Genomic DNA, 20,554 nt, shown 5'->3' on the forward strand with positions numbered 1-20,554 from the left:
CCGTCCAGGGGTCGCGGGCCGGGCGGGGCGGGCACGGAAAAGCCGGTCACCGGGCTCACCGGGCTTCCGGGTTACTGCCTGGCCGGCGCCAGCCCGTCCTTGTCGTAGATCTTCAGCTCCGGACGCGAGCCCTCCTCCTTGGGGGTGCGCCGCAGCCGTTCCTTGAGCCGCTCCACCATCACGTACAGGGTCGGCACCAGCACCAGCGTCAGCAGTGTCGACGACAGCAGCCCGCCGATCACCACGATCGCCAGCGGCTGGGAGATGAACCCGCCGGAGCCGGTCAGTCCCAGCGCCATCGGGATCAACGCGAAGATCGTCGCGACCGCGGTCATCAGGATGGGGCGCAGCCGTCGCCGGCCTCCCTCGATCACCGCCTCCACGATGCCCAGCCCCTGCTCGCGGTACTGGTTGATCAGGTCGATCAGCACGATCGCGTTGGTCACCACGATGCCGATCAGCATCAGCATGCCGATCAGGGCCGGTATGCCCATCGGCGTGCCCGTCGCCAGCAGCAGCCCGAGCGCGCCGGTCGCCGCGAACGGCACCGACACCAGCAGGATCAGCGGCTGCACGAAGCTCCGGAACGTCGCCACCATGATCATGAAGACGATCGCGATCGCCGCGAGCATCGCCAGCCCCAGCTGCCCGAACGCCTCGGCCTGGTCGGCGCTGACCCCGCCCACGGTGAAACTCGCCCCGGCCGGCATCTCCAGCCCGTCCAGCTTCGCGGTCAGCTCGGTGGTCACAGCGCCCAGGTCGCTGCCGACGGCCGTGCCCGACACCGTCGCGCTGCGCGCACCGTCGATCCGGGTCACCTGGGCGGGACCGTCGACCTTGGCGACCTCGGCCACCTGCGAAAGGCTGATCACGCCCGTCGCCGTCAGCAGTTTCATCGCGCGTACCGTCTTGAGGTCCTCGGGTACCTCATCGACTCGCAGCACCACCGCGCCGGCGCGCCCGTCCAGCGTCAGATCCCCCAGGGCCATCCCCCGGAACCTCTGCGCCAGCAGTTGCCCGATCTGCGTCTCGGTCAGCCCTCTGGCCGCGGCCTTCTCCCTGTCGACCCGCACCTCGACGCGCTGCGCGCCGCCGGCCTCCAGGTTCGAGGCCACGTCCCGCAGCCCGCCCAGGCCGGCCATCGCCGTGCGCACCGTCTCGGCCGCCGTGCGCAGCGTCGCCACATCCGGCGCCTGCACGATCACCTGCAGCTGGTTGGTCGTGCCGCCGCCGGGGCTGCCCTGGGCGCCGCCCACGGTGATCTCCCCGACGTCTCGCAGCTCCTTCAGCCGCTCGCGCAGCGTCTCCTGCAACGCATCGGTGTCGGCGTCCTCCGCGGCCGTCACCGAGTAGGAGGCCCGGTCGCCACCGCCGGCCGCGCCCTGGAACCCGTCGCCGCCACCCACGTTCACCTGGTAGTCGCGCACGCCCGTCAGCGACGCCAGAACCTTCTCGACCTGCTTGGCCGCGGCGTCCGTCGTCGCCAGGTCCGTGCCCGTGGGCATCCGCTGGCTGATCGACACCGTGTCCTGCCCGGAGGAGTCGATGAAGTTGGTCTCCAGTCGCCCTGCCAGCCCCATCGTCGCGGCGAAGATCACCAAGCCGACCAGGATCGTCACCAGCCGCCGGCGGGTGGCGAAACGCAGCACCGGCAGGTAGGCCCGCTGCAACGGGCTGCGCAGTTCCTTGGCCTCGGCCTCCTCACGCACCGCCCGCGCCTGCTCGGGTGAGAGCGCCGGGGCCTTCAGGAACCAGTAGGCCAGCACCGGCACCACGGTCAGCGACACCAGCAGCGACGCCAGCAGCGCCACAGTCACCGTGATCGCGAACGGTGCGAACAGCTGCCCCACCATGCCGCCCACCACCGCGATCGGCACGAACACCGCCACGGTCGTCAGCGTCGAGGCCGTCACCGCGCCGCTGACCTCGCGCACTCCCTCCAACACCGCCTTGCGCTTGGCCTCGCCGTAGCCGAGGTGGCGCTTGATGTTCTCCAGCACCACGATCGAGTCGTCGACCACCCGGCCCACCGCGATCGTCAGCGCCCCCAGCGTCAGCAGGTTCAGCGAGTAGTCGCCCGCCCACAGCGCGATCAGCGCGATGATCACCGACAGCGGGATGGAGGCCGCCGTCACCAGGGTCGAGCGCACCGACAACAGGAAGACCAGGATGACCAGCACCGCGAACGTCAGACCCAGCAGCCCCTCGGTCGTCAGGTCGTGAATCGAGCGCTCCACGTACGGCGCCTGGTCGAAGATCACCGTCACCTGCGAGGAGTCACCGATCGCCCGCACGATGTACGGGATCTTCTCACGCACCGCCTGCGAGATCGCCACCGCGTTGCCGTCCGGTGTCATCGTCACCGACACCCCCAGGCTCGGCTGCCCGTTGGTGCGCGTCAGCGACGTTCCCTCGGCCAGTGAGCGCTCCACCGTCGCCACGTCCCCCAGCCGCACCGGCTTGGGGGTCGGCGCCGGGCGCTGTGCCTGCGGGGCCTGAGCCGGCGCCGCCGGCGTCAGATACAGGTCCTTCAGCTCCTGCAGCGTCGAGACCCGCGCACCCACCTGCACCGTCAGTGACGCCTTGTCCTCGTTCAGGCTGCCGGCGGGAATCGGCTGCCCGTTGGCGTGCAGCAGGTCGGCCACCGCCATCGGCGTCAACCCCAGCGCCGCCAGCTTCCAGACGTTCGGGGTGATCGTCACCACCTCGTCGCGGGTGCCCGTCACCGTCGCCTCGCGCACTCCCTCGATGCCCTGCAACTCCGGCACCATCAGCCGATTCAGGCGCTCGGCCATGACCCGCTGGTCGCCGCCGTCGCCCACCGCCAGCACCAGCACCGGAATGTCGTCGGTCCCGCCCGTCAGCACCTGCGGTTCGACCCCCGAGGGCAGCTGCGTCCCGATCCGCGACAGTGCCTGCTGCATCTTCGAGACCGCCGCGTCGATGTCGGTGCCGTACTCGAACGACACCTGGATCTGCGCCATGCCCTCCTGGGAGGTCGAGGTCACCTCCGTGACCCCCGCCAGCCCCTGGAAGCTGTTCTCGATCGGCTCGGTCACCTGCTCCTCGACGATCTCGGGAGAGGCGCCCGGATACGGGGCCACCACGAACGCCCCCGGGAACGAGAGCGAAGGCAGCAGCTGTTGTTTCAGGGAGGGGATCGCGAAGGCGCCGAACGCGCTGAGCACCAGCGCGATCATTATGACGAGGCTGCGGTTGGCGAGGCTCAACCTGGCCAAGGAGGTCATGGGGGCGGGACTCCTAAAGGGATGTCATAATAAGATTCGCCCCAGATTAACACTTCGCCTCATGCGAATATTTCGCAAAGCTTACCTTTCCCGATAACCTTCTCAGGAAGCGAGAGGTGAGCGTGAACGACGACCGCGAAAGACTGATCGACCAGATCGGTGCCATACAGCACGACCTAGGGCGGCTATTCGCCCAGCACCGCCCCTCCTCCCCCCTCTTCGACTCCAACCTGACCATGCGCCAACTCAAGGTCGTCATGATCCTCTCCGGCCAGGACTCCGCCTCCGGCCAGGAACTCGCCGGCCACCTCGGCGTCGGCCTCGGCACCGTCACCGGCATCGTCGACCGCCTCGTCGCCCACGGCTTCGTCACCCGCCGCGAGGACCCCCACGACCGCCGCGTCCGGCGCGTCGAACTCACTCCCGCCGGCCACGCCCTGACCAGGCAGATCGCCGAGGCGGGCCTCGCCGACTTCCGCCGCGTCCTGCACCACCTGGACACCACCACCCTGCGGGACCTGTCCAGCGTCATGGAGAGAATTCAGCGGGCCGCCTACACCCTCCAGGACCACCCCACACACGAAAAGGTGGGATGATAGGTTCCATCGTTGTGACCACGCCCATCGACGACCTCTTCTCCCTCTCAGGCCGCACCGCCCTCGTCACCGGCGGCAGCTCCGGCATCGGGCACACCATCGCCCACACCCTCGGCCGCGCCGGCGCGGCCGTCGTCATCGTCGCCCGCCGCACCGAACAACTCAACCGCACCCTCGGCGAGCTCCACGACCACGCCATCACCGCCGCCGCCATCACCGCCGACCTCGCCAACCCCGAGGACATCACCCGCCTCTGCCACCAGGCCCCCACCCTCTTCGGCGACATCGACATCCTCGTCAACAACGCCGCCAACAACATCCGCCGCCCCATGGCCGACCTCACAAACGACGACTACGACCAGACCATGGCCGTCAACATCACCGCGCCCTACCTGCTCGGCCAGCACTTCGGCCCCCGAATGGCCCGGCGCGGCTGGGGCCGCATCATCAACCTCGGCTCCCAGCAATCCCACAGAGCCTTCGGCGACAGCGGCGCCTACGGCATCTCCAAAGCCGCCATCACCGGCCTCACCCGCTCCCAGGCCGAGGCCTGGTCCCGCCACGGCGTCTGCGTCAACACCATCATCCCCGGCTTCGTCCTCACCCCCCTCACCGAACCCGCCCAGGCCATCCCCGGCCACGTAGAAGCACTCGCCGCACGCTCCATGACCGGCCGCAACGCCACCCCGGCCGACTTCGCCGGCATCGCCGTCCTCCTCGCCTCCGACGCCGGCGCCTACATCACCGGCCAGGCCATCTGCGTCGACGGCGGCCTCTCCGTCCACTGAGCGGCTCACCGACCCATACGGCGGCCCACATCTCCGGCGCCGGCATGCCGGGCCCACCCTCACCCAAGGGCCGCCCCGTCATGGTCACAGATGGTCACAGGCGGCACGCAACTATCGGGAGAGCCTGAGTCGCGCCGTCGAGGAAGACGTCGAGGAAGACACCCATCGCGACCCGCCACGGGCAGCCGAACCCGCCCACACATCAAGAACCCACCATGATTGAATAACGCCCCGGATCCAACACACCCGGGGACGCCCATGACCACCACACACCAGCACCCCACCAACGCCCGCCGAGCCGTCTCCTACTTCTTCATCCTCCTCGGCACCGTCTCCGGAGCCTGGGCCGCCCGCATCCCCGCCGTCAAGGACACACTCGACCTCAGCGACGGCCAGCTCAGCTACGGCCTCCTCGCCGTCGCCATCGGACTCATCACCGGCATGCGCTTCGCCGGACACCTCACCGACCGCCTCGGCAGCGCCCGCCTCATCACCCCCGCCGCCATCGCCACCTCACTGACCGTCATCCCCCCCGGCTACGCCCCCACCCTGCCGATCCTCATCGCCACCCTCTTCCTCTTCGGCCTCGTCAACGCCTCCCTCGACGTCTCCATGAACGCCCACGGCGTCGAAGTCGAACGCGCCTACGGCCGCCCCGTCATGTCCTCCTTCCACGGCATGTTCAGCATCGGCGGACTCATCGGCGCAGGCATCGGAGGCCTCTTCGCCTGGCTCGACCTCAGCGCCGCCGCCACCCTCACCGCCGTCGGCATCCCCCTCGCCCTCGCCTCCCTGTACGCCCGGCGCCATCTCCTCCCCGCCACCCCACCACCCACCACCCACACCATCGCCCCACGCCGCGTCCCATGGACCAACTGGATCATCCTCATGGGAATCGTGGCCTTCGCCGGGCTCGTCGGAGAGGGCGCCGCCAACGACTGGACCGCCGTCTATCTCTTCCAGAACCTCGGCGCCCCCCAGGCCGTCGCCGCCGCCGGATTCGCCGTCTTCTCCACCGCCATGACCATCGGCCGCTTCGCGGGAGACCGCCTAGCCCAGAGGTTCGGCCCGGTACGCCTGGTCCGCTACTCCGGCCTCATCGCCGCCCTCGGCCTCGGCAGCGCACTGCTCATCGGCCAGATCCCCGTCGCCTTCGCGGGATTCGCCCTTTTCGGCCTGGGCCTGGCCACCATCGTCCCCCAGGTCTTCTCCGCCGCGGGAAACCATGACCCCGCCCGCGCCGGGCAGGCCATCGCCCAGGTCGCCACCGTCGGCTACGCCGGGCTCGTCGCGGGCCCCGCCATCATCGGCGGCGCCGCCGAACTCATCGGCCTGCCCGCCGCCCTGGGAATCCCGGCCCTGCTCGCGGTCTTCATGGCCGCATCCGCCGGAGCACTACGCCATCCGCGATCGCGATGACCGCTGGGTGGCGAGGTGGACACGGTCCTCGTCGATGGGCGGCACCGGGTCCGCCACCAGGTCGCGGTAGGTGTAGACCCCATCGGGATGGGTCGCCCGCCAGTCGGCCACGAAGCCTTGCCGAGTCTGCGCGAGAACGAGTCGCTGCGTCCGCCGGCGTCCAGATGCAGAAGATGCGTCACAAGGTTGCCTCACATTCAACAAGAGCAAGCTGGTCCTCATCCTCGACGAACTGGAAAGCGCCGGCCTGGTGCGCCGCCGGCCGGACCCCGCCGACCGCAGGGCGCGCATCATCGAGGTCACCTCCGAGGGGAGCCGTGCCCTCAAAGCCGCCCGCGGGAACATCGAGGCAATAGAGGACCGGCTCCTGGCCGACCTCACCCCCTCGGCTCGGACCGCGCCGAAGAGCGCGTTGCAAGATCTCATCGGCGAGCCCATCGCGAGGGTCGAGGACGGACGGCCACACGAAACCGCCTGCGCGCCCGGCCAAGCCTGACCACGCATTGGAGCCCACGGCACCGGCGGCCAACCACTCGATGTCGAAACTCCTATAGCTACGACCAGGGGCCAAAGAGCCGCTGATCCTTGGAGAACTGCCTGTTCACCCCATGGTCGAGGCCGGTATTTGGGGTTGTTCGTCGTTCCTCGACGCCAAGGGCGGACAGTTGACCGCCCGCGCCGCCGACGGTCTCATCGCCGAGAACGCCCAGACGGCCGGGCTGGACGATCCCACCACGGCACACGTCCTGCGCCACACGCTCGCCACCACGCCGGTCCGCGGCAAAACCGACTTGGTCCTGGTCGCCGAGATCCTCGGCCACGCCCGCCTGGAGACCACCCGCCGCTACAGCTTGCCGTCCGACAAGGACAAGGAAGACGCCCTCAAGCTGATCACGGTTGACCGCTAACGTACGCCTGCCTGCGCAAACGGGCGTCAAGATCGACTCATGGCCGGTTTTACCCGCATCTCGGCTGGACCCGAAGATCCGCAAGAAGCCGACGAAGACCTCACTGACCAGGCTCGACACGCTCGCCTGTACTTGATGACGGCTTCCTTAGCGACAGGCCGAATCCGACGGCCGCTCGGCCTCGATCCGCTCGCACAGCCTCGGCAGGATCGCCGAATGCAGGTCGGGGGCGTAGAACCAGCCGGTCGCGCGCCGCGTCTGCCGCAGGAGTCAGGGAAGGCGGGTGAACGAGTCGATCGACCCACCGGCAACGCACGAGATTCAGACGATTAGCTATCATTTGAGATAAAAATGTCGCAAACAATACGGAGTTGACTGATGGCCGTGAGCCGCGATCAGATTATCGTCGCCGCGATTCAGCACCTCAACCACGACCCGGCCGCGTCGATGGCCGACATCGCCGAGGCGACCGGAGTGAGCCGCGCCACCTTGCATCGGCACTTCGCCGGCCGAGAAGAACTGTTGCTCGCGCTCGGTCACCGCGCGCTGGATCGATGGGAGGAGGCCCAGGACAGGGCCGGGATCGAGCAGGCCGCCCACTCCACGGAACCGGCAGTGATCATCGCCGCTCTGCGGGAGATGCTGAGTGGTCTGATCGGCGAGGCCGAGGAGTACAACTTCGCGCTCACCGACCTGGTGATGTCGGTGGTGCCCGAACTGCGGGAACGCGGTGACGAGCTGGAGGGCAGGGAGATCGCGCTCTACCAGGCGGCCCAGCGCGCCGGGGCCCTGCGGGCCGACCTGCCGGTGCGGTGGATCAGCAATACGGTGTACGGCCTGCTGCTCGCCGTACGGGAAAGCCTGAACCGGGGCGACGTCGCACGGCGCGACCTTCCCAGGGTGCTGCACGAGACCTTCTTTCGCGGCGTCGGCGAGCACGATCCTCACCATGGCCGCGGTGAGCGGCCGCCGGGCGGCGCTTCGCCGAGCAGTGCCGGGGAACGTGGGCCGCAGGGCGGGAGGAGGGCATGACCCGCACCTCCTACGCGCCGCCGGCGAAGCCCGGTGTGTCGCGGCGTCGGCGCTGGGCCGGGCTGGCGGTACTGTCGGCGAGTCTGCTGCTGGTGGTCATGGACATGACCATCCTCAATGTCGCCCTGCCCGCGATCTCAGCCGACCTGCGTCCCGGCTCGGTCGAGTTGCTGTGGATGGTGGACGTCTACGCGCTGGTGCTGTCCGGCCTTCTGGTCACGGTGAGCGCGCTCGGTGACCGCTGGGGCCGCAAGAAGATGCTGCTCACCGGCTTCTCACTGTTCGGTCTGGCCTCCACGGCGGTGCTCTGGGCCGACTCACCCGGCGAAGTGATCGCGGTACGGGCGATGCTCGGCGTCGGCGGCGCCATGATCATGCCCTCCACCCTGTCGATGATCCGCACCCTGTTCCCCAACCCCAGAGAGCGGGCGACCGCGCTGGGCGTCTGGTCCGCGATGGCCGCCCTGGGCGGCGCGCTCGGGCCGATTCTGGGCGGGCTGCTACTGGAGCACTTCAGCTGGCACGCGGCGTTCCTGGTGAACGTTCCGGTGATGGCGGTGGCGATCGTCGCCGGCCTCTTCCTGCTGCCCGAGTCACGCGACCCGCGTCCGGGCCGCTGGGACGTGTTCGCCACGGCGCTGTCGATCACCGGGATGGTCGCCCTGGTCTACTCGATCAAGCAGTTCGGTAAGGAGGGCCCTGTCGGCGTCGGTTCGTGGGTCGCTCTCGGCCTCGCCGTGGTGGCCCTCACCTGGTTCGTCCGGCGCTGCCTGAACCGGTCCGACCCGCTGCTGGAGATTCGCCTGTTTCGCAGCCGGCCGTTCACCGCGGGCACGATCACCGCGCTGAGCACGTCGATCGCGATGGCGGCGATGATGTTGCTGATGGCGCAGTGGATGCAGCTCGCAGGCGGCTACTCCCCGCTGGAGACCGGCGTGCGGCTGCTGCCGACCGCGCTGGGCGCGCTGGTGCTGTCGCCGCTGGCGCCCTCGCTGGCGGTGCGTGTCGGGACCCGCCCGGTGCTGGCCGGAGGGCTGGCGGTGTCCGGGCTGGGATTCGGCGTGCTGTACGCCGCGCCCGTCACCTATCCGTGGATCGCCGTGTCGCTGCTGCTGATCGGGCTGGGGATGGGCTCGCTGGCGATCGCCTCGGCGGTCATCATGGCCGGTGCGCCGCTGGAGAAGGCGGGCAGCGCCGCCGCGATCGAGGAGACCAGCTACGAGCTGGGCGGCGTACTCGGCGTCGCGGTGCTGGGCAGCGTCGCCTCCGCCGTGTACCGGGAGGCGCTGCCGGCCGCCGCAGGCGATGCCGCCCGCGAGTCGCTGGCCGCCGCGATCGAGGCCGCCCACCAGGCCGGAGCCACAGGAGCACACCTGGCCCAGCAGGCCAAGGCGGCGTTCACCTTGTCGTTGGAGATGACCGGGCTGGCCGGGAGCGTGCTCATGCTCGCCACCGCGCTCGTCGTCTGGTGGCTCGTCCCGCGCGACCTCAACATCACCGCCGGGCACAACTGATCGCCACACGCCGCCGACCAGGGATGACCTGATCGACCCTGCCGGTCGTCTCCGCGCACGGAGCAGTGATTGACGGCGAGGTTTGGGCAATGTGACGATTCGCCGGTGTCCGATCTACACGCCCGGCCGGCTTCCCGGGTCGGTGACCTCACCGCGGCCGTGGTCGCGCGTTGCGCGGCGGAGGTGCCGTTTTACGGGGAACTGCCGCGCCCCCCTGGGAGTGGCCCGACGCGCCGATGTGCTCCAGGTCGACGCGGTTGTGGAAGATGCTGCCCGGCTCGGCGTTCCTGCGGGTGAGCAGGTCGATGCCGGCGCGCATGGAGATGCCGAGGTTGGACTGCGGGATGCCCGATAGGACCCGCCGACATGCCGGCTACCCGAACCCGAATCCGGCTTGGCGCCGTGGCGTGGATAGCGACCATCCTCTATTTCCCGGTGCAGCTTGTCGTGGCGCTGGCGTGGCCTCAGCCTCCAACTGTCCGCCGACTGGTTCGGGGCCCTGGAACGACTTGCGCTCGATCCGTTCACTCTCTGGACGTTCGTGCTCGGAAGCGCTCTACTCTCCACGCTCACGACCACCTTGTCGGGCCCCTCCAATAAACGGCTCCCTTCGGGATACGCGGGTTGAGGAACATCGGAAGGTGACCACTTCCGGGCCGGCGGCAGAGGCCGCTATGGTCGTCCGATGAGCTCTCGCCGATCCCCGGGGGTCCTGGAAGCGGAGATTCTCACCGTGCTTCACGAGGCATCCGGCACCCTGTCGCCAGGGGAGGTACGTGACCTGCTCAGCGGCAAAGGGGGCGGAGAGCTCTCCTACAGTGCCGTGGTGACCACCCTGACCAGGCTGCACGACAAGGGCATCGTAACGCGCGAGCGGTCCGGGCGGGCCTACCGCTATGCCGCGCCCGCCGCCCCCTCGGGGCTGGTCGCCTGGCGGATGAGACGATTGCTCGACGCCGAGGCCGACCACGCACCTGTCCTGACGCATTTCATCTCCGGGCTCTCGGCCGGCGACGAAGAACTGGTCCGGCGACTACTGCTGGGTGAAGACGAGAGCGAAACCCGATGATCGACCATTTCCTGCTGTCAACGCTCGTGGCTCCCGCGGCACTGGTCGTCTCGATGGCGGCGCTGGTCGACCGGCAACATCCGGCACAGGCGGCGGTGGCCTTCGTATCCTCAGCCGTCGTGGTCGCGGCCGCGAGTTCGGTGAGCGTGGCGGCTGTCTCGATCCATACCCTCCTGGTCCTCATCCAGGGCGATCTGCCGGAATGGCCGTATTGGACCGCCCTGGCCTTCCTCGCGATCGCCGTCGCGAGCTTCGCCGGCGGCGCCCGGCGGGAGCGGCGGTCGCTGTGCGCCGCTCGCGAGCAGGCCGCCGCCCTTCCCGGCGGGGATGTCGTCGTGGTGGTGGCCGAGGAACGACCGGCCGCCTTCACCCTCCCCGGGCGGCCGGGCCGGATCGTGGTGACCCAGGGCATGCTGGACGCTCTCGGTGAGGAGAGTCACGCGGTGGTCATGGCGCACGAGCACGCCCATCTGAGCGGCCATCATCACCGATGGCTGCTGGCCAGCCGACTGGCCGTGGCGGCACACCCCTTCTTGTGGCAGGTCCGCCACCTGGTGGGATACATGATCGAGCGCTGGGCCGACGAGCGGGCCGCCGAGCAGACCGGTGACCGCAGGGCAACGGCCCGGGCGATCGGCGAGGCGGCCCTGCTGTCCCCCGATGGCGAGGTGCCGTTCGGGGCGGTGCCGTTCTCGGGCCTGCGAGGTCCCGGGCCCGTCCCGCGCCGGATCGCCGCCCTGCTCAAACCACTGCCCAGCCCACGCGGCGCTTTCCTGCTCGCGGTTCCCGTCCTGGTGGCAGCGGGATCGGTGGTTTGGACCGGAGAGGCCATCGTCGACCTGACGCAGCCCGGAGGCCCCTGCGAGCGGTAGACCTCGGCGACGCCGATACCCGCCGCCACTGGCTCCGCCCAGGCCGGTATGGCGATGACACGCTCTTCTTCTCGCCGACGCCGGAAGTGATCGGCCCGTTGCGCGCAGGCGGGGCGGTGAAGGCCGGGACAACCCCCCGATGATCATCCCAGGAGGCCCACGGCCGGGCGCGCTCCTCGCCCCGCCTCGCCTCGTACGACGGGTGTAGCCGGGGACCTCCCCTGGGGCCGCGTGTCGCGGACACACGAGTAGTGCCGGCGCCACCTCTGCACATGGCGTCGCCATATCGCCGCCAGGCCCCTTACCGTTACCGGCGCTAGCCCTGCGGCAAACACTTAGGTTAGGCTCTGCTAACTTCTACAGCGATGTGGTTGTAATCGGAATTCTTCTCCATGACCGAAGGAGCACCGCGGTGCCGACGTTCCTCCCCAAAACCGTGCTCACACTGGCCGCCACCGGTGCTCTCGTCCTCGGACTGGCCGCCTGCGGTGGCGAATCCGCGGACACCACCGGAGCCGCTGCCGGTCCGACGGCCGACAAGAAGATCACCGTCTACAGCGGGCGCAGCGAGTCCCTGGTCAAGCCCCTGCTGGACAAATTCACCGCGCAGAGCGGCATCGCCGTCGAGGCCCGCTACGCCAACACCGCGGCCATGGCCGCCCAGCTCCTCGAAGAGGGAGAGAAGTCACCGGCGGACGCCTTCTTCGCCCAGGACGCCGGCGCGCTCGGCGCCGTGGCCAAGAAGGGCATGTTCGCGCCGCTTCCGGCCACCGTACTCGACAAGGTGCCGGCGACCTACCGTGCCAAGAGCGGGGAATGGGTCGGTGTCACCGCCCGCTCGCGGGTACTGGTCTACAACCCCGACCTGGTACCCGCCGCCCAGCTGCCCACCTCGGTGTTCGACCTCACCGATCCGGCCTGGAAGGGCAAGGTCGGGGTGGCCCCGACCAACGCGTCCTTCCAGGCGTTCGTCACCGCTGTGACGGTGCAGCACGGACAGGCCAAGGCCAAGGACTTCCTCGCCGGCCTCAAGGCCAACGACCCGCAGATCCGCGAGGGCAACGGCCCGATCCTGGAGGAGGTCGACTCCGGCAAACTCGCCGTCGGCCTGATCAACCACTACTACCTGGGCGAGCTGGCCAAGGAGAAGGGCAAGACGCCCGACACACTCACCGCAAAGCTGCACTTCTTCCCCGACGGCGACAGCGGCGCCCTGGTCAACGTGGCGGGCGTCGGCGTGCTGAAGAAGGCCGCCCAGAATCCTGACGTGCAGGCATTCGTCACCTACCTGCTCAGCGCCGAGGCGCAGAAGTACTTCGCCGAGGAGACCTTCGAGTACCCGGTCCTGGCCGACGCCGCACCGCCCGCGGGGGTACCCGCCCTGGACGAGCTGAAGGTTCCCTCGGTCGACCTGAACGACCTCGACCAGCTCGAGGCGACGATCGCGCTCATCAAGGAATCGGGACTGGTCCCCTGAGAACGTCACCGCTCTTCGCGAGGCGGCCAGGTTGCGGTCATCACGGCCCGTGGTGCTCACGTCGTCCGTGGTGGCCGCAACGGTCGCCCTGATCCCGTCCGGCTATGGACTCAGGGGTGGTGGCCGGCCTGCCGGCCAGTCCTGTGCCACGGTGACTCCTCCGCCGGGAACAGGATCATGCTCAGCAGGTGGGGGCTGCGGCCGGGCGCGGGTTTGTTACCCGCCCTTGACGCGAGGACGCCGCGCAGCGCGTCGATCATCTCGGCGAGCTCGTCGGGGGCGAGCCAGAAAGTGCCCTGCCGGTAGCCCACGGAGTCGGCGGTCGGGTCGGCTCCCTCCCGGTCGAGGTAGGCGTTGAACTCGGCGTGAAGAGCGGCCATGGCCGCGGCGAACCCGTGGCGGTGCTCGTCCAGGGACATCGACGCGGCCATGTCGGCGTCGATCCCCGCGTGCTCGCGGCGTAGCCGGTAGTGGCGTTCGACGGCGCCGTGCACGCGCTGCTCGTCGACGACTTCCAGCACTCCCGCCTCGGCGAGCAGGCCGACGTGCCGGTACACGGTGGTCTTGGGGACATCGGTCAGGCCGGCACAAAGGTCGGACGTGGTACGTGTGCGCCCGCCGGACATGGCGTGCACGATACAAGGACCGGAGACTGTTTCTCCACCGATCAGGCAGCGGGAGCCCGGCGGTGGTGTTCCTACCCGGGGGCGGCTCGTCCGGCATGGACGGCTTCACCGTTCAACAGCGAGCCGCCGAACTCACCACGAGCATGGTCTACGACCGGGCCGGAACGGGGTGGAGTGACCGGGTCGAGCTGCCACGCACCTCCACCCAGGTCACCGACGAGCTGCGCGAACTGCTGCGGATCGCCGACGTGCCCGCTCCCTACCTGCTGGTCGGTCACTCCCTCGGCGGCCTCTACGCACGCCACCATGCACAGCGTTTCCCCGACGAGGTAGCGGGCCTGGTCCTGGTGGAGCCCGAACACGAGGACTACGACTCCTACATGCCCCAGAAACTGAACGAGCTGTACCAGGCATGGGACCCCGGCGAGGCGTTGCCCGACGAGTTGCCCGCCGAAATCATCCAGTTCTACCGCGACCTGTTCGCACGGGAGATGGCCGACTGGCCGGAGGAGATCCGCGAACCGCTGATCGCACGTCACATCAGCCCGGAATGGCTGAGGATCGGCGGCCGGGAGGCGGCCAACCGCTACCAACTCCATGACGAGGTACGCAGCGCGGGACCGATGCCCGACGTCCCACTGATAGTGCTCACCGCCACGGCGATCGACCCCTTCAAAGAAGCGGTAACCCAGGGCATACCCAAATCGCTCCTCCACGAGGAGAACGAAGCCAAGACGCGGCTCTACACCGCGCTGGCCAAATCGGTTTCACACGGCGAGAACCGCATTATCGACGACGCCGGACACGCCTCCGTCATCTTCCGTCGTCCCGACGCCATCCTCCAAGCGATCCAGGACCTACTCGCCAGACTCGGCAGCTGATCAGAAGAGCTGATCCACCGCAGGCGTCGAGGCCCAGCCCGGAACGCCCGGAAATACCTTCCCGACCCGCGGCGCCGGGCTCAACGTTGCCCCTTGGATCTCCCCCTACACCCTCTCCTGAAGCGTCCACAGCTCCGCCGCGGTGCGCTGGGCGCGACTCGGGACGATGCGCCACGCCACGGTGACGGTCACCGCGGCGCGAACCGATGCCGCCTGACCCGTCCGAACGGACCCCCGAGTTCACGGGCCGCTGTGCGACCAAGGTCGCACCAGCCGCATGTCACACACCACCCCGACGGGCGCGTTTGTGCGATCCCCACAACTCCGGCCGCGAAACACGCTTAGTCCCCGCCGTTCCGGTATCCGGGGGCAACCGAGAGTATGTACCCCGGTTGGGGCGGGGATGGCCGCCGCGTTCACCGTCTTCGAAAGGCTCCTCAGTGTTCAGTCGTGTCGCCATCGTCAACCGCGGTGAAGCCGCCATGCGGCTCATTCACGCCGTTCGGGACCTAGCCGCGGAGACAGGGACACGGATCGAGACCGTCGCCCTGTACACGGACTCCGACCGGACGGCCACGTTCGTTCGCGAGGCGGACATCGCCTACGACTTGGGGCTCGCCGCGAACCGGCCCTATCTGGACCACTCGGCCCTCAGGAAAGCCCTGGTCGAGACCGGTGCGGACGCGGCCTGGGTCGGTTGGGGCTTCGTGGCGGAGGACCCGGCGTTCGCCGACCTGTGCGCCGAGATCGGCGTGACGTTCGTCGGCCCGAGCGCCGAGGCGATGCGCAAGCTGGGCGACAAGATCGGCTCGAAGCTGATCGCCGAAGAGGTCGGTGTGCCCGTCGCGCCGTGGAGCCGCGGTCCGGTGGAGACGCTGGAGGACGCGAAGGCGGCGGCGGACCGGATCGGCTACCCGTTGATGCTGAAGGCGACCGCGGGCGGCGGTGGTCGTGGTATCCGGATGGTCTCCGACGCCGACGAGCTGGCCCAGGCCTACGAGCTGACCCGCCAGGAAGCCTCACGCGCGTTCGGCAGTGGCGTCGTGTTCCTGGAGCGCCTGGTGACGGGTGCCCGGCACGTCGAGGTGCAGGTCATCGCGGACGGGCAGGGCACCGCGTGGGCGCTGGGCGTGCGCGACTGCTCCGTGCAGCGGCGCAACCAGAAGATCATCGAGGAGTCCGCCTCCCCGGTCCTCAACGCCGGGCAGGTCGCCGAACTGAAGGCGTCGGCCGAGCGGCTCGTGCTCGCGGTGGACTACCAGGGCGCGGGCACCATCGAGTTCCTCTACCACCCCGGTGAGCAACTGTTCGCGTTCCTCGAGGTCAACACGCGCCTGCAGGTCGAGCACCCGATCACCGAGATCACCACCGGCGTCGACCTGGTGAAGGCCCAGTTGCACATCGCGGCGGGCGGCAAGCTCGAGGGTGACGCGCCCGAGGAGTGGGGTCACGCCGTTGAGGCGCGCCTCAACGCCGAGGACCCCGACCGCGACTTCGCACCCTCACCCGGCCGGATCGCGCGGTTGGCGCTGCCCAGCGGCCCCGGCATCCGGGTGGACACCGGGTTCAGCGAGGGCGACGCGATCCCCGCCGACTTCGACTCGATGATCGCCAAGATCATCGCGCACGGCCGTGACCGCACGGAGGCGTTGGCCCGCCTGCGCCGCGCGATGACGCAGACGACCGTCATCATCGAGGGCGGCGTGACGAACAAGGGCTTCGTCCGCATGCTGCTCGACGAGACCGCGGTGATCGACGGGTCCGCCGACACCGGCTGGATCGACCGGGTGCGTGCCCAGGGCGCCCTTGTGTCGCACCAGCACTCCGCGATCGCGCTGATCGCCGCCGCCATCGAGGCCTACGAGGACGAGGAGGCCGTGACGCGGCAGCGCTTCCTGTCCGCCGCGCACGGCGGCCGTCCGCAGTCGCAGCACGAGAGCGGCCGCGCGCTGGAGCTCAAGCTCCGCGACGTCGGCTACCGCGTCCATGTCGCCCGCACCGGTGGCCACCGGTTTCGTATCGGCATCTCGGCGGGCGGCCCCGAGCACGCGGCCGACGTCGACATCGAGCGCTTCGACGAGCACAGCGGCCAGATCACCGTGAACGGCGCCCGCTTCAAGGTCGTCACGAGCACTCACGGCCCGATCCACCTGGTCGAGGTCGACGGCATCACGCACCGGATCAGCCGCGACGAGGGCGGCATCGTGCGCTCGCCCGTGCCCGCGCTCGTGGTGGCCACGCCGCTGCAGGCCGGCGACGAGGTCGAGGCCGGTGCGCCGCTGCTCGTGGTCGAGAGCATGAAGATGGAGACCGTGCTGCGCGCGCCGTTCCGCGGCCGCGTGCGGGAGCTCGCGGTGTCGGTCGGCAGCCAGGTGGAGGTGGGTGCCCGCCTGCTCCGCCTGGAGCCGCTGGGTGACGGCGACGAGACGGCCGGTCCCGCGGCCGCAGCGACGGAAGTCGAGCTGGACCTGCCGTCCGAGCCGGTGGACGTGCCCGCGGCCGAGCGGGCCGCGCGTGGTCTGCAGGACCTGCGCAGTCTCCTGCTGGGCTTCGACATCGACTCGCAGGACGAGAAGCGCCTGCTCGCCAACTACCTGGCCGTGCGCGCCGAGCTCGTCGCGGAGGGCGAGCACGAGCCGGCCGGTGAGGTCGAGCTGCTGCGCCTGTTCGCCGACCTGAGCGAACTGAGCCGCAACCGGCCCGCCGGCGAGGAGTCGAAGTCCGCCTCCTCGGTGCACAGCCCCCGCGAGTACTTCCACACCTACCTGCAGTGCCTCGACTCGGACCGGTCCGGGCTGTCGGAGAGCTTCCAGCAGCGGCTCACGCACGTGCTGTCCCGTTACGGCGTCGAAGGCCTGGAGCGCACGCCGGATCTGGAGGACGCGGTCTTCCGGATCTTCCTGGCCCAGCAGCGCGCGTCCGCCGACGCCGCCGTGGTGACGACCCTGCTGCGCCAGTGGGTGAACGAGGCCCCGCCCGCCCAGGCGGACCGCGTCACCGTCGGCCTGGCGCTGGAGCACCTGGTCGCCGCCACCCAGGTCCGGTTCCCGGCCGTCGCCGACCTGGCACGCGGCGTCGTGTTCGCCTGGTTCACCCAGCCGCTGCGGCGCCGCACCCGCGCCAAGGTCTACGCGGCCGTGCGCAAGCACCTGCGCCACCTCGACCAGCACCCGGACGCGCCCGACCGCGCCGAGCGGATCTCCGCGATGGTCGCCAGCGCCGAGCCGCTCGTCCGGCTGGTCGGCCAGCGAATCGGCCGCGAAGACGTGGACCCCGTGCCGCTGCTGGAGGTGCTGAGCCGCCGCTACTACGGCAACCGCGCGCTTAACGACATCCGGGTGAGCAAGGTCGCGGGCTGCACGTTCGTCGTCGCCGACCACCGCACCGCGACCGGCCGCGGCCGCGTCGTGGCCACCGCGGTCGACTTCCTGTCGCTGGCCGAGGCGGTCAAGGCGGTCGACGAGTTCGCCGGTGACGGCGAGCTGGTGGCGGACGTCTACCTGACCTGGCCTGACGGTCCGAGCGACCCCGACGAGATGGCCACGCGCCTGCGCGAGGTCCTGGTCGCGCAGCAGCCGTCGAACCGGGTCGGCCGCATCGCCGCGACCGTCGCGGGCAACAGCGGCGCCGTGATGCACCACCACTTCACCTTCCGGCCGTCCGCGGACGGCTTCGTGGAGGAACGGCTGCTGCGCGGTCTGCATCCGCGCATCGCCGAGCGCATGCAGCTGGAGCGGTTGCGCGACTTCGACCTCACCCGGCTGCCCTCGCCCGACGAGGAGGTCTACCTCTTCCGGGCCGCGGCACGGCAGAACCCGTCCGACGAGCGCCTCGTCGCCCTGGGTCAGGTCCGCGACCTGACCCCGTTGCGCGACGACGAGGGCAGGCTCGTCGCGCTGCCCGCAGCCGAGGACATCCTGGCCGCGTGCCTTGACGCGATCCGGCGGGCCAAGAAGCCCGGCGCGAAGACGTCCGCCACGAACCGGATCGTCATCTACGTGTGGCCGCCGACCGATCTCTCGCCGGACGACCTGAAAACCGTGGCGAAGCGCGTGTTGCCGACGACGGCGGGCGCGGGTCTGGAGGAGGTGCTGTTCCTCGGCAGGCGCCGCGACAGCGCCACCGGCGAGCTCGTCGACATCGCCGTCCGGATCGGCTACGACGTGGGCTCCGGCGTGCGGCTGTCCGTCATGCCGCCGCCGACCGAGCCCATCGAGCCGCTGGACGACTACCGCCAGGAAGTGCTGCGCGCGCACAGTCGCGGCACGCACTACCCGTACGAGCTGACCGGCATGCTCGCCGGGCCGTCCGGCTCGTTCACCGAGTACGACCTGGACGAGCACTCGAAGCTGGTGCCGGTGAACCGGCCCAAGGGGCGCAACACCGCCGCGCTCGTCGCGGGTGTCGTCAGCACGCCCACGCCGCGCCACCCGGAGGGCATGACCCGCGTCGTGCTGCTGGGCGACCCGACGAAGGCGCTCGGCGCGCTGTCCGAGCCCGAGTGTGCGCGGGTGATCGCCGCGCTCGACCTGGCCGAGCAGATGCGGGTGCCGTTGGAGTGGTTCGCGCTCTCCGCGGGCGCCCGGATCTCGATGTCGTCCGGCACCGAGAACATGGACTGGGTGGCGGCCGCGCTGAAGCGGATCGTGAACTTCACCCAGGACGGCGGCGAGATCAACATCGTGGTCGCGGGCATCAACGTCGGCGCCCAGCCGTACTGGAACGCCGAGGCCACGATGCTCATGCACACCAGGGGCATCCTGGTGATGACGCCGGACTCCGCGATGGTGCTGACGGGCAAGCAGTCGCTCGACTTCTCCGGCGGTGTGTCGGCCGAGGACAACCATGGCATCGGCGGGTACGACCGGATCATGGGCCCGAACGGCCAGGCGCAGTACTGGGCGCCGGACATCCGCGGTGCGCGGGAAGTCCTGATGTCCTACTACGACCACAGCTACGTCGCGCCGGGAGAGAGCCGACCGCGCAAGACGGTCACCAGCGACCCGGTGGACCGCGACGTGTCGACGTTCCCGCACTCCGTGCCGGACAGCGACTTCACGACAGTGGGCCAGATCTTCTCCATCGAGTCCAACCCGGACCGCAAGAAGCCGTTCGACATCCGCACAGTGATGCGCGCGCTGTCCGATCAGGACCACCCGGTGCTGGAGCGGTGGGCGGGCATGGCCGACGCGGACACCGCCGCGGTCCAGGACGTCCACCTCGGTGGTCGACCGGTGTGCCTGCTGGGCATCGAGTCCCGGCCCGTGCCACGTCGCGGATTCCCTCCCACCGACGGCCCGGACACCTACACCGCGGGCACCTTGTTCCCGCGGTCGTCCAAGAAGGCCGCTCGGGCCATCAACGCCGCCAGCGGGAACCGTCCGCTGGTCGTGCTGGCCAACCTGTCAGGGTTCGACGGGTCGCCCGAGTCGATGCGCAGGCTGCAACTGGAGTACGGCGCGGAGATCGGCCGCGCGGTGGTGAACTTCAAGGGCCCCGTCGTGTTCTGCGTGATCTCGCGGTACCACGGCGGCGCGTTCGTGGTGTTCTCCAAGGCGCTCAACCCGAACATGACCGTGCTCGCGGTCGAGGGCTCGTTCGCCTCGGTGCTCGGCGGTGCTCCGGCCGCCGCGGTGGTCTTCGCTCGCGACGTCGACAAGCGGACCGGCAACGACCCCCGCGTGCTCGCGCTCGCCGTCCGTGTCGCGAAGGCACCGGCTGCCACGCGTGCCGCGTTGGCCGCCGAGCTGGCCGAGCTGCGGTCGTCCGTGCGGGCCGAGAAGCTCACCGAGGTGGCCACCGAGTTCGACCGCGTGCACAGCATCCAGCGGGCGGTCGACGTCGGCTCGGTGGACGCGATCATCAGCTGCGCCGCGCTGCGGCCGCGGATCATCGAGGCGGTCGAGAAGGGCCTCGCCCGACAGGTCTGACCTGCTCCTGAAGGATGAGTTTGGACAGCGCGTCGCGGAGTTGGTTGATGCGTTCTTGGGCGTCGGGGCCTTGGATGCCGATGGTGATGGCGGTGTCGGTGGCGTGGAAGGTGGTGTGGAAGGTGGTGTGGCGTCGTTGTCGTTCACCGCGATCGCGTAATGCTGGAAGGACTCGCGCTCAGCGTAGGGCACGC

At 69.8% G+C, this 20,554-nt stretch carries 16 protein-coding genes; 12 read left to right on the top strand and 4 right to left on the bottom strand.

Annotation, left to right across the window (positions count from 1 at the left end; genetic code table 11):
- Nucleotides 1–71: 71 nt before the first annotated feature.
- Entirely contained in the window at nucleotides 72–3,248 is a 3,177-nt protein-coding gene (locus OG884_RS35320) for an efflux RND transporter permease subunit (protein ID WP_326640118.1), read from the bottom strand.
- Nucleotides 3,249–3,364: 116 nt separating this feature from the next.
- Here OG884_RS35320 and OG884_RS35325 point away from each other — a divergent pair, with 116 nt between their 5' ends.
- The 3 genes from OG884_RS35325 (at nucleotide 3,365) to OG884_RS35335 (ending at nucleotide 6,051) form a co-directional block, all read left to right on the top strand.
- Nucleotides 3,365–3,844, top strand: coding sequence for a MarR family winged helix-turn-helix transcriptional regulator (locus OG884_RS35325; RefSeq protein WP_326640120.1), 480 nt, complete (start codon nucleotides 3,365–3,367; stop codon nucleotides 3,842–3,844).
- Between the two features lie 14 nt (nucleotides 3,845–3,858).
- Nucleotides 3,859–4,632 carry an SDR family NAD(P)-dependent oxidoreductase gene (locus tag OG884_RS35330; RefSeq protein WP_326640122.1) on the top strand — a complete coding sequence of 258 codons (774 nt, stop codon included), beginning with the start codon at nucleotides 3,859–3,861 and terminating at the stop codon, nucleotides 4,630–4,632.
- 258 nt (nucleotides 4,633–4,890) lie between these two features.
- The gene (locus OG884_RS35335) at nucleotides 4,891–6,051 is read left to right on the top strand and encodes an MFS transporter (protein ID WP_326640124.1); all 1,161 of its coding nucleotides are present in this window, start codon (nucleotides 4,891–4,893) and stop codon (nucleotides 6,049–6,051) included.
- On the opposite strand, the gene OG884_RS35340 is transcribed toward OG884_RS35335, so the two are convergent.
- Complete coding sequence (locus OG884_RS35340) at nucleotides 6,028–6,162, bottom strand: hypothetical protein (protein ID WP_326640126.1); 135 nt, start codon at nucleotides 6,160–6,162, stop codon at nucleotides 6,028–6,030. The two genes, OG884_RS35335 and OG884_RS35340, sit on opposite strands and share 24 nt — an antisense overlap.
- A 139-nt stretch (nucleotides 6,163–6,301) precedes the next feature.
- On the opposite strand from OG884_RS35340, the gene OG884_RS35345 reads away from it, so the two are divergent.
- The 4 genes from OG884_RS35345 to OG884_RS35360 all read left to right on the top strand — a co-directional run bounded on the left by OG884_RS35345 (nucleotide 6,302) and on the right by OG884_RS35360 (nucleotide 9,505).
- Nucleotides 6,302–6,547, top strand: coding sequence for a hypothetical protein (locus tag OG884_RS35345; protein WP_326640128.1), 246 nt, complete (start codon nucleotides 6,302–6,304; stop codon nucleotides 6,545–6,547).
- A gap of 112 nt (nucleotides 6,548–6,659) precedes the next feature.
- Nucleotides 6,660–6,959 carry a tyrosine-type recombinase/integrase gene (locus tag OG884_RS35350; protein ID WP_326640130.1) on the top strand — a complete coding sequence of 100 codons (300 nt, stop codon included), beginning with the start codon at nucleotides 6,660–6,662 and terminating at the stop codon, nucleotides 6,957–6,959.
- Nucleotides 6,960–7,343: 384 nt separating this feature from the next.
- Entirely contained in the window at nucleotides 7,344–7,991 is a 648-nt protein-coding gene (locus OG884_RS35355) for a TetR/AcrR family transcriptional regulator (RefSeq protein WP_326640132.1), read from the top strand.
- On the top strand, nucleotides 7,988–9,505 hold the full coding sequence (locus tag OG884_RS35360; protein ID WP_326640134.1) for an MFS transporter: 1,518 nt from the start codon (nucleotides 7,988–7,990) through the stop codon (nucleotides 9,503–9,505). The genes OG884_RS35355 and OG884_RS35360 overlap by 4 nt, the downstream gene beginning before the upstream one ends.
- A gap of 148 nt (nucleotides 9,506–9,653) precedes the next feature.
- On the opposite strand, the gene OG884_RS35365 is transcribed toward OG884_RS35360, so the two are convergent.
- Nucleotides 9,654–9,824, bottom strand: coding sequence for a hypothetical protein (locus OG884_RS35365; protein WP_326640137.1), 171 nt, complete (start codon nucleotides 9,822–9,824; stop codon nucleotides 9,654–9,656).
- Between the two features lie 366 nt (nucleotides 9,825–10,190).
- Between OG884_RS35365 and OG884_RS35370 the strand changes: the two genes are divergently transcribed.
- From OG884_RS35370 to OG884_RS35380, 3 genes are all read left to right on the top strand, one after another.
- Nucleotides 10,191–10,574: a BlaI/MecI/CopY family transcriptional regulator gene (locus tag OG884_RS35370; protein ID WP_326640139.1), complete on the top strand. Its 384-nt coding sequence runs from the start codon at nucleotides 10,191–10,193 to the stop codon at nucleotides 10,572–10,574.
- Complete coding sequence (locus OG884_RS35375; RefSeq protein WP_326640141.1) at nucleotides 10,571–11,446, top strand: M56 family metallopeptidase; 876 nt, start codon at nucleotides 10,571–10,573, stop codon at nucleotides 11,444–11,446. The genes OG884_RS35370 and OG884_RS35375 overlap by 4 nt, the downstream gene beginning before the upstream one ends.
- Nucleotides 11,447–11,858: 412 nt before the next feature.
- Entirely contained in the window at nucleotides 11,859–12,923 is a 1,065-nt protein-coding gene (locus OG884_RS35380) for an iron ABC transporter substrate-binding protein (RefSeq protein ID WP_326640143.1), read from the top strand.
- 110 nt (nucleotides 12,924–13,033) lie between these two features.
- Here OG884_RS35380 and OG884_RS35385 read toward each other — a convergent pair whose 3' ends face one another.
- Entirely contained in the window at nucleotides 13,034–13,549 is a 516-nt protein-coding gene (locus OG884_RS35385) for a helix-turn-helix domain-containing protein (RefSeq protein WP_326640145.1), read from the bottom strand.
- A 62-nt stretch (nucleotides 13,550–13,611) separates the two neighbouring features.
- On the opposite strand from OG884_RS35385, the gene OG884_RS35390 reads away from it, so the two are divergent.
- Nucleotides 13,612–14,430: an alpha/beta fold hydrolase gene (locus OG884_RS35390; protein WP_326640147.1), complete on the top strand. Its 819-nt coding sequence runs from the start codon at nucleotides 13,612–13,614 to the stop codon at nucleotides 14,428–14,430.
- A gap of 440 nt (nucleotides 14,431–14,870) precedes the next feature.
- Complete coding sequence (locus OG884_RS35395; protein ID WP_326640149.1) at nucleotides 14,871–20,360, top strand: ATP-binding protein; 5,490 nt, start codon at nucleotides 14,871–14,873, stop codon at nucleotides 20,358–20,360.
- Nucleotides 20,361–20,554: the final 194 nt, after the last annotated feature.

This window comes from Streptosporangium sp. NBC_01755, assembly GCF_035917995.1.
Classification (GTDB): domain Bacteria; phylum Actinomycetota; class Actinomycetes; order Streptosporangiales; family Streptosporangiaceae; genus Streptosporangium.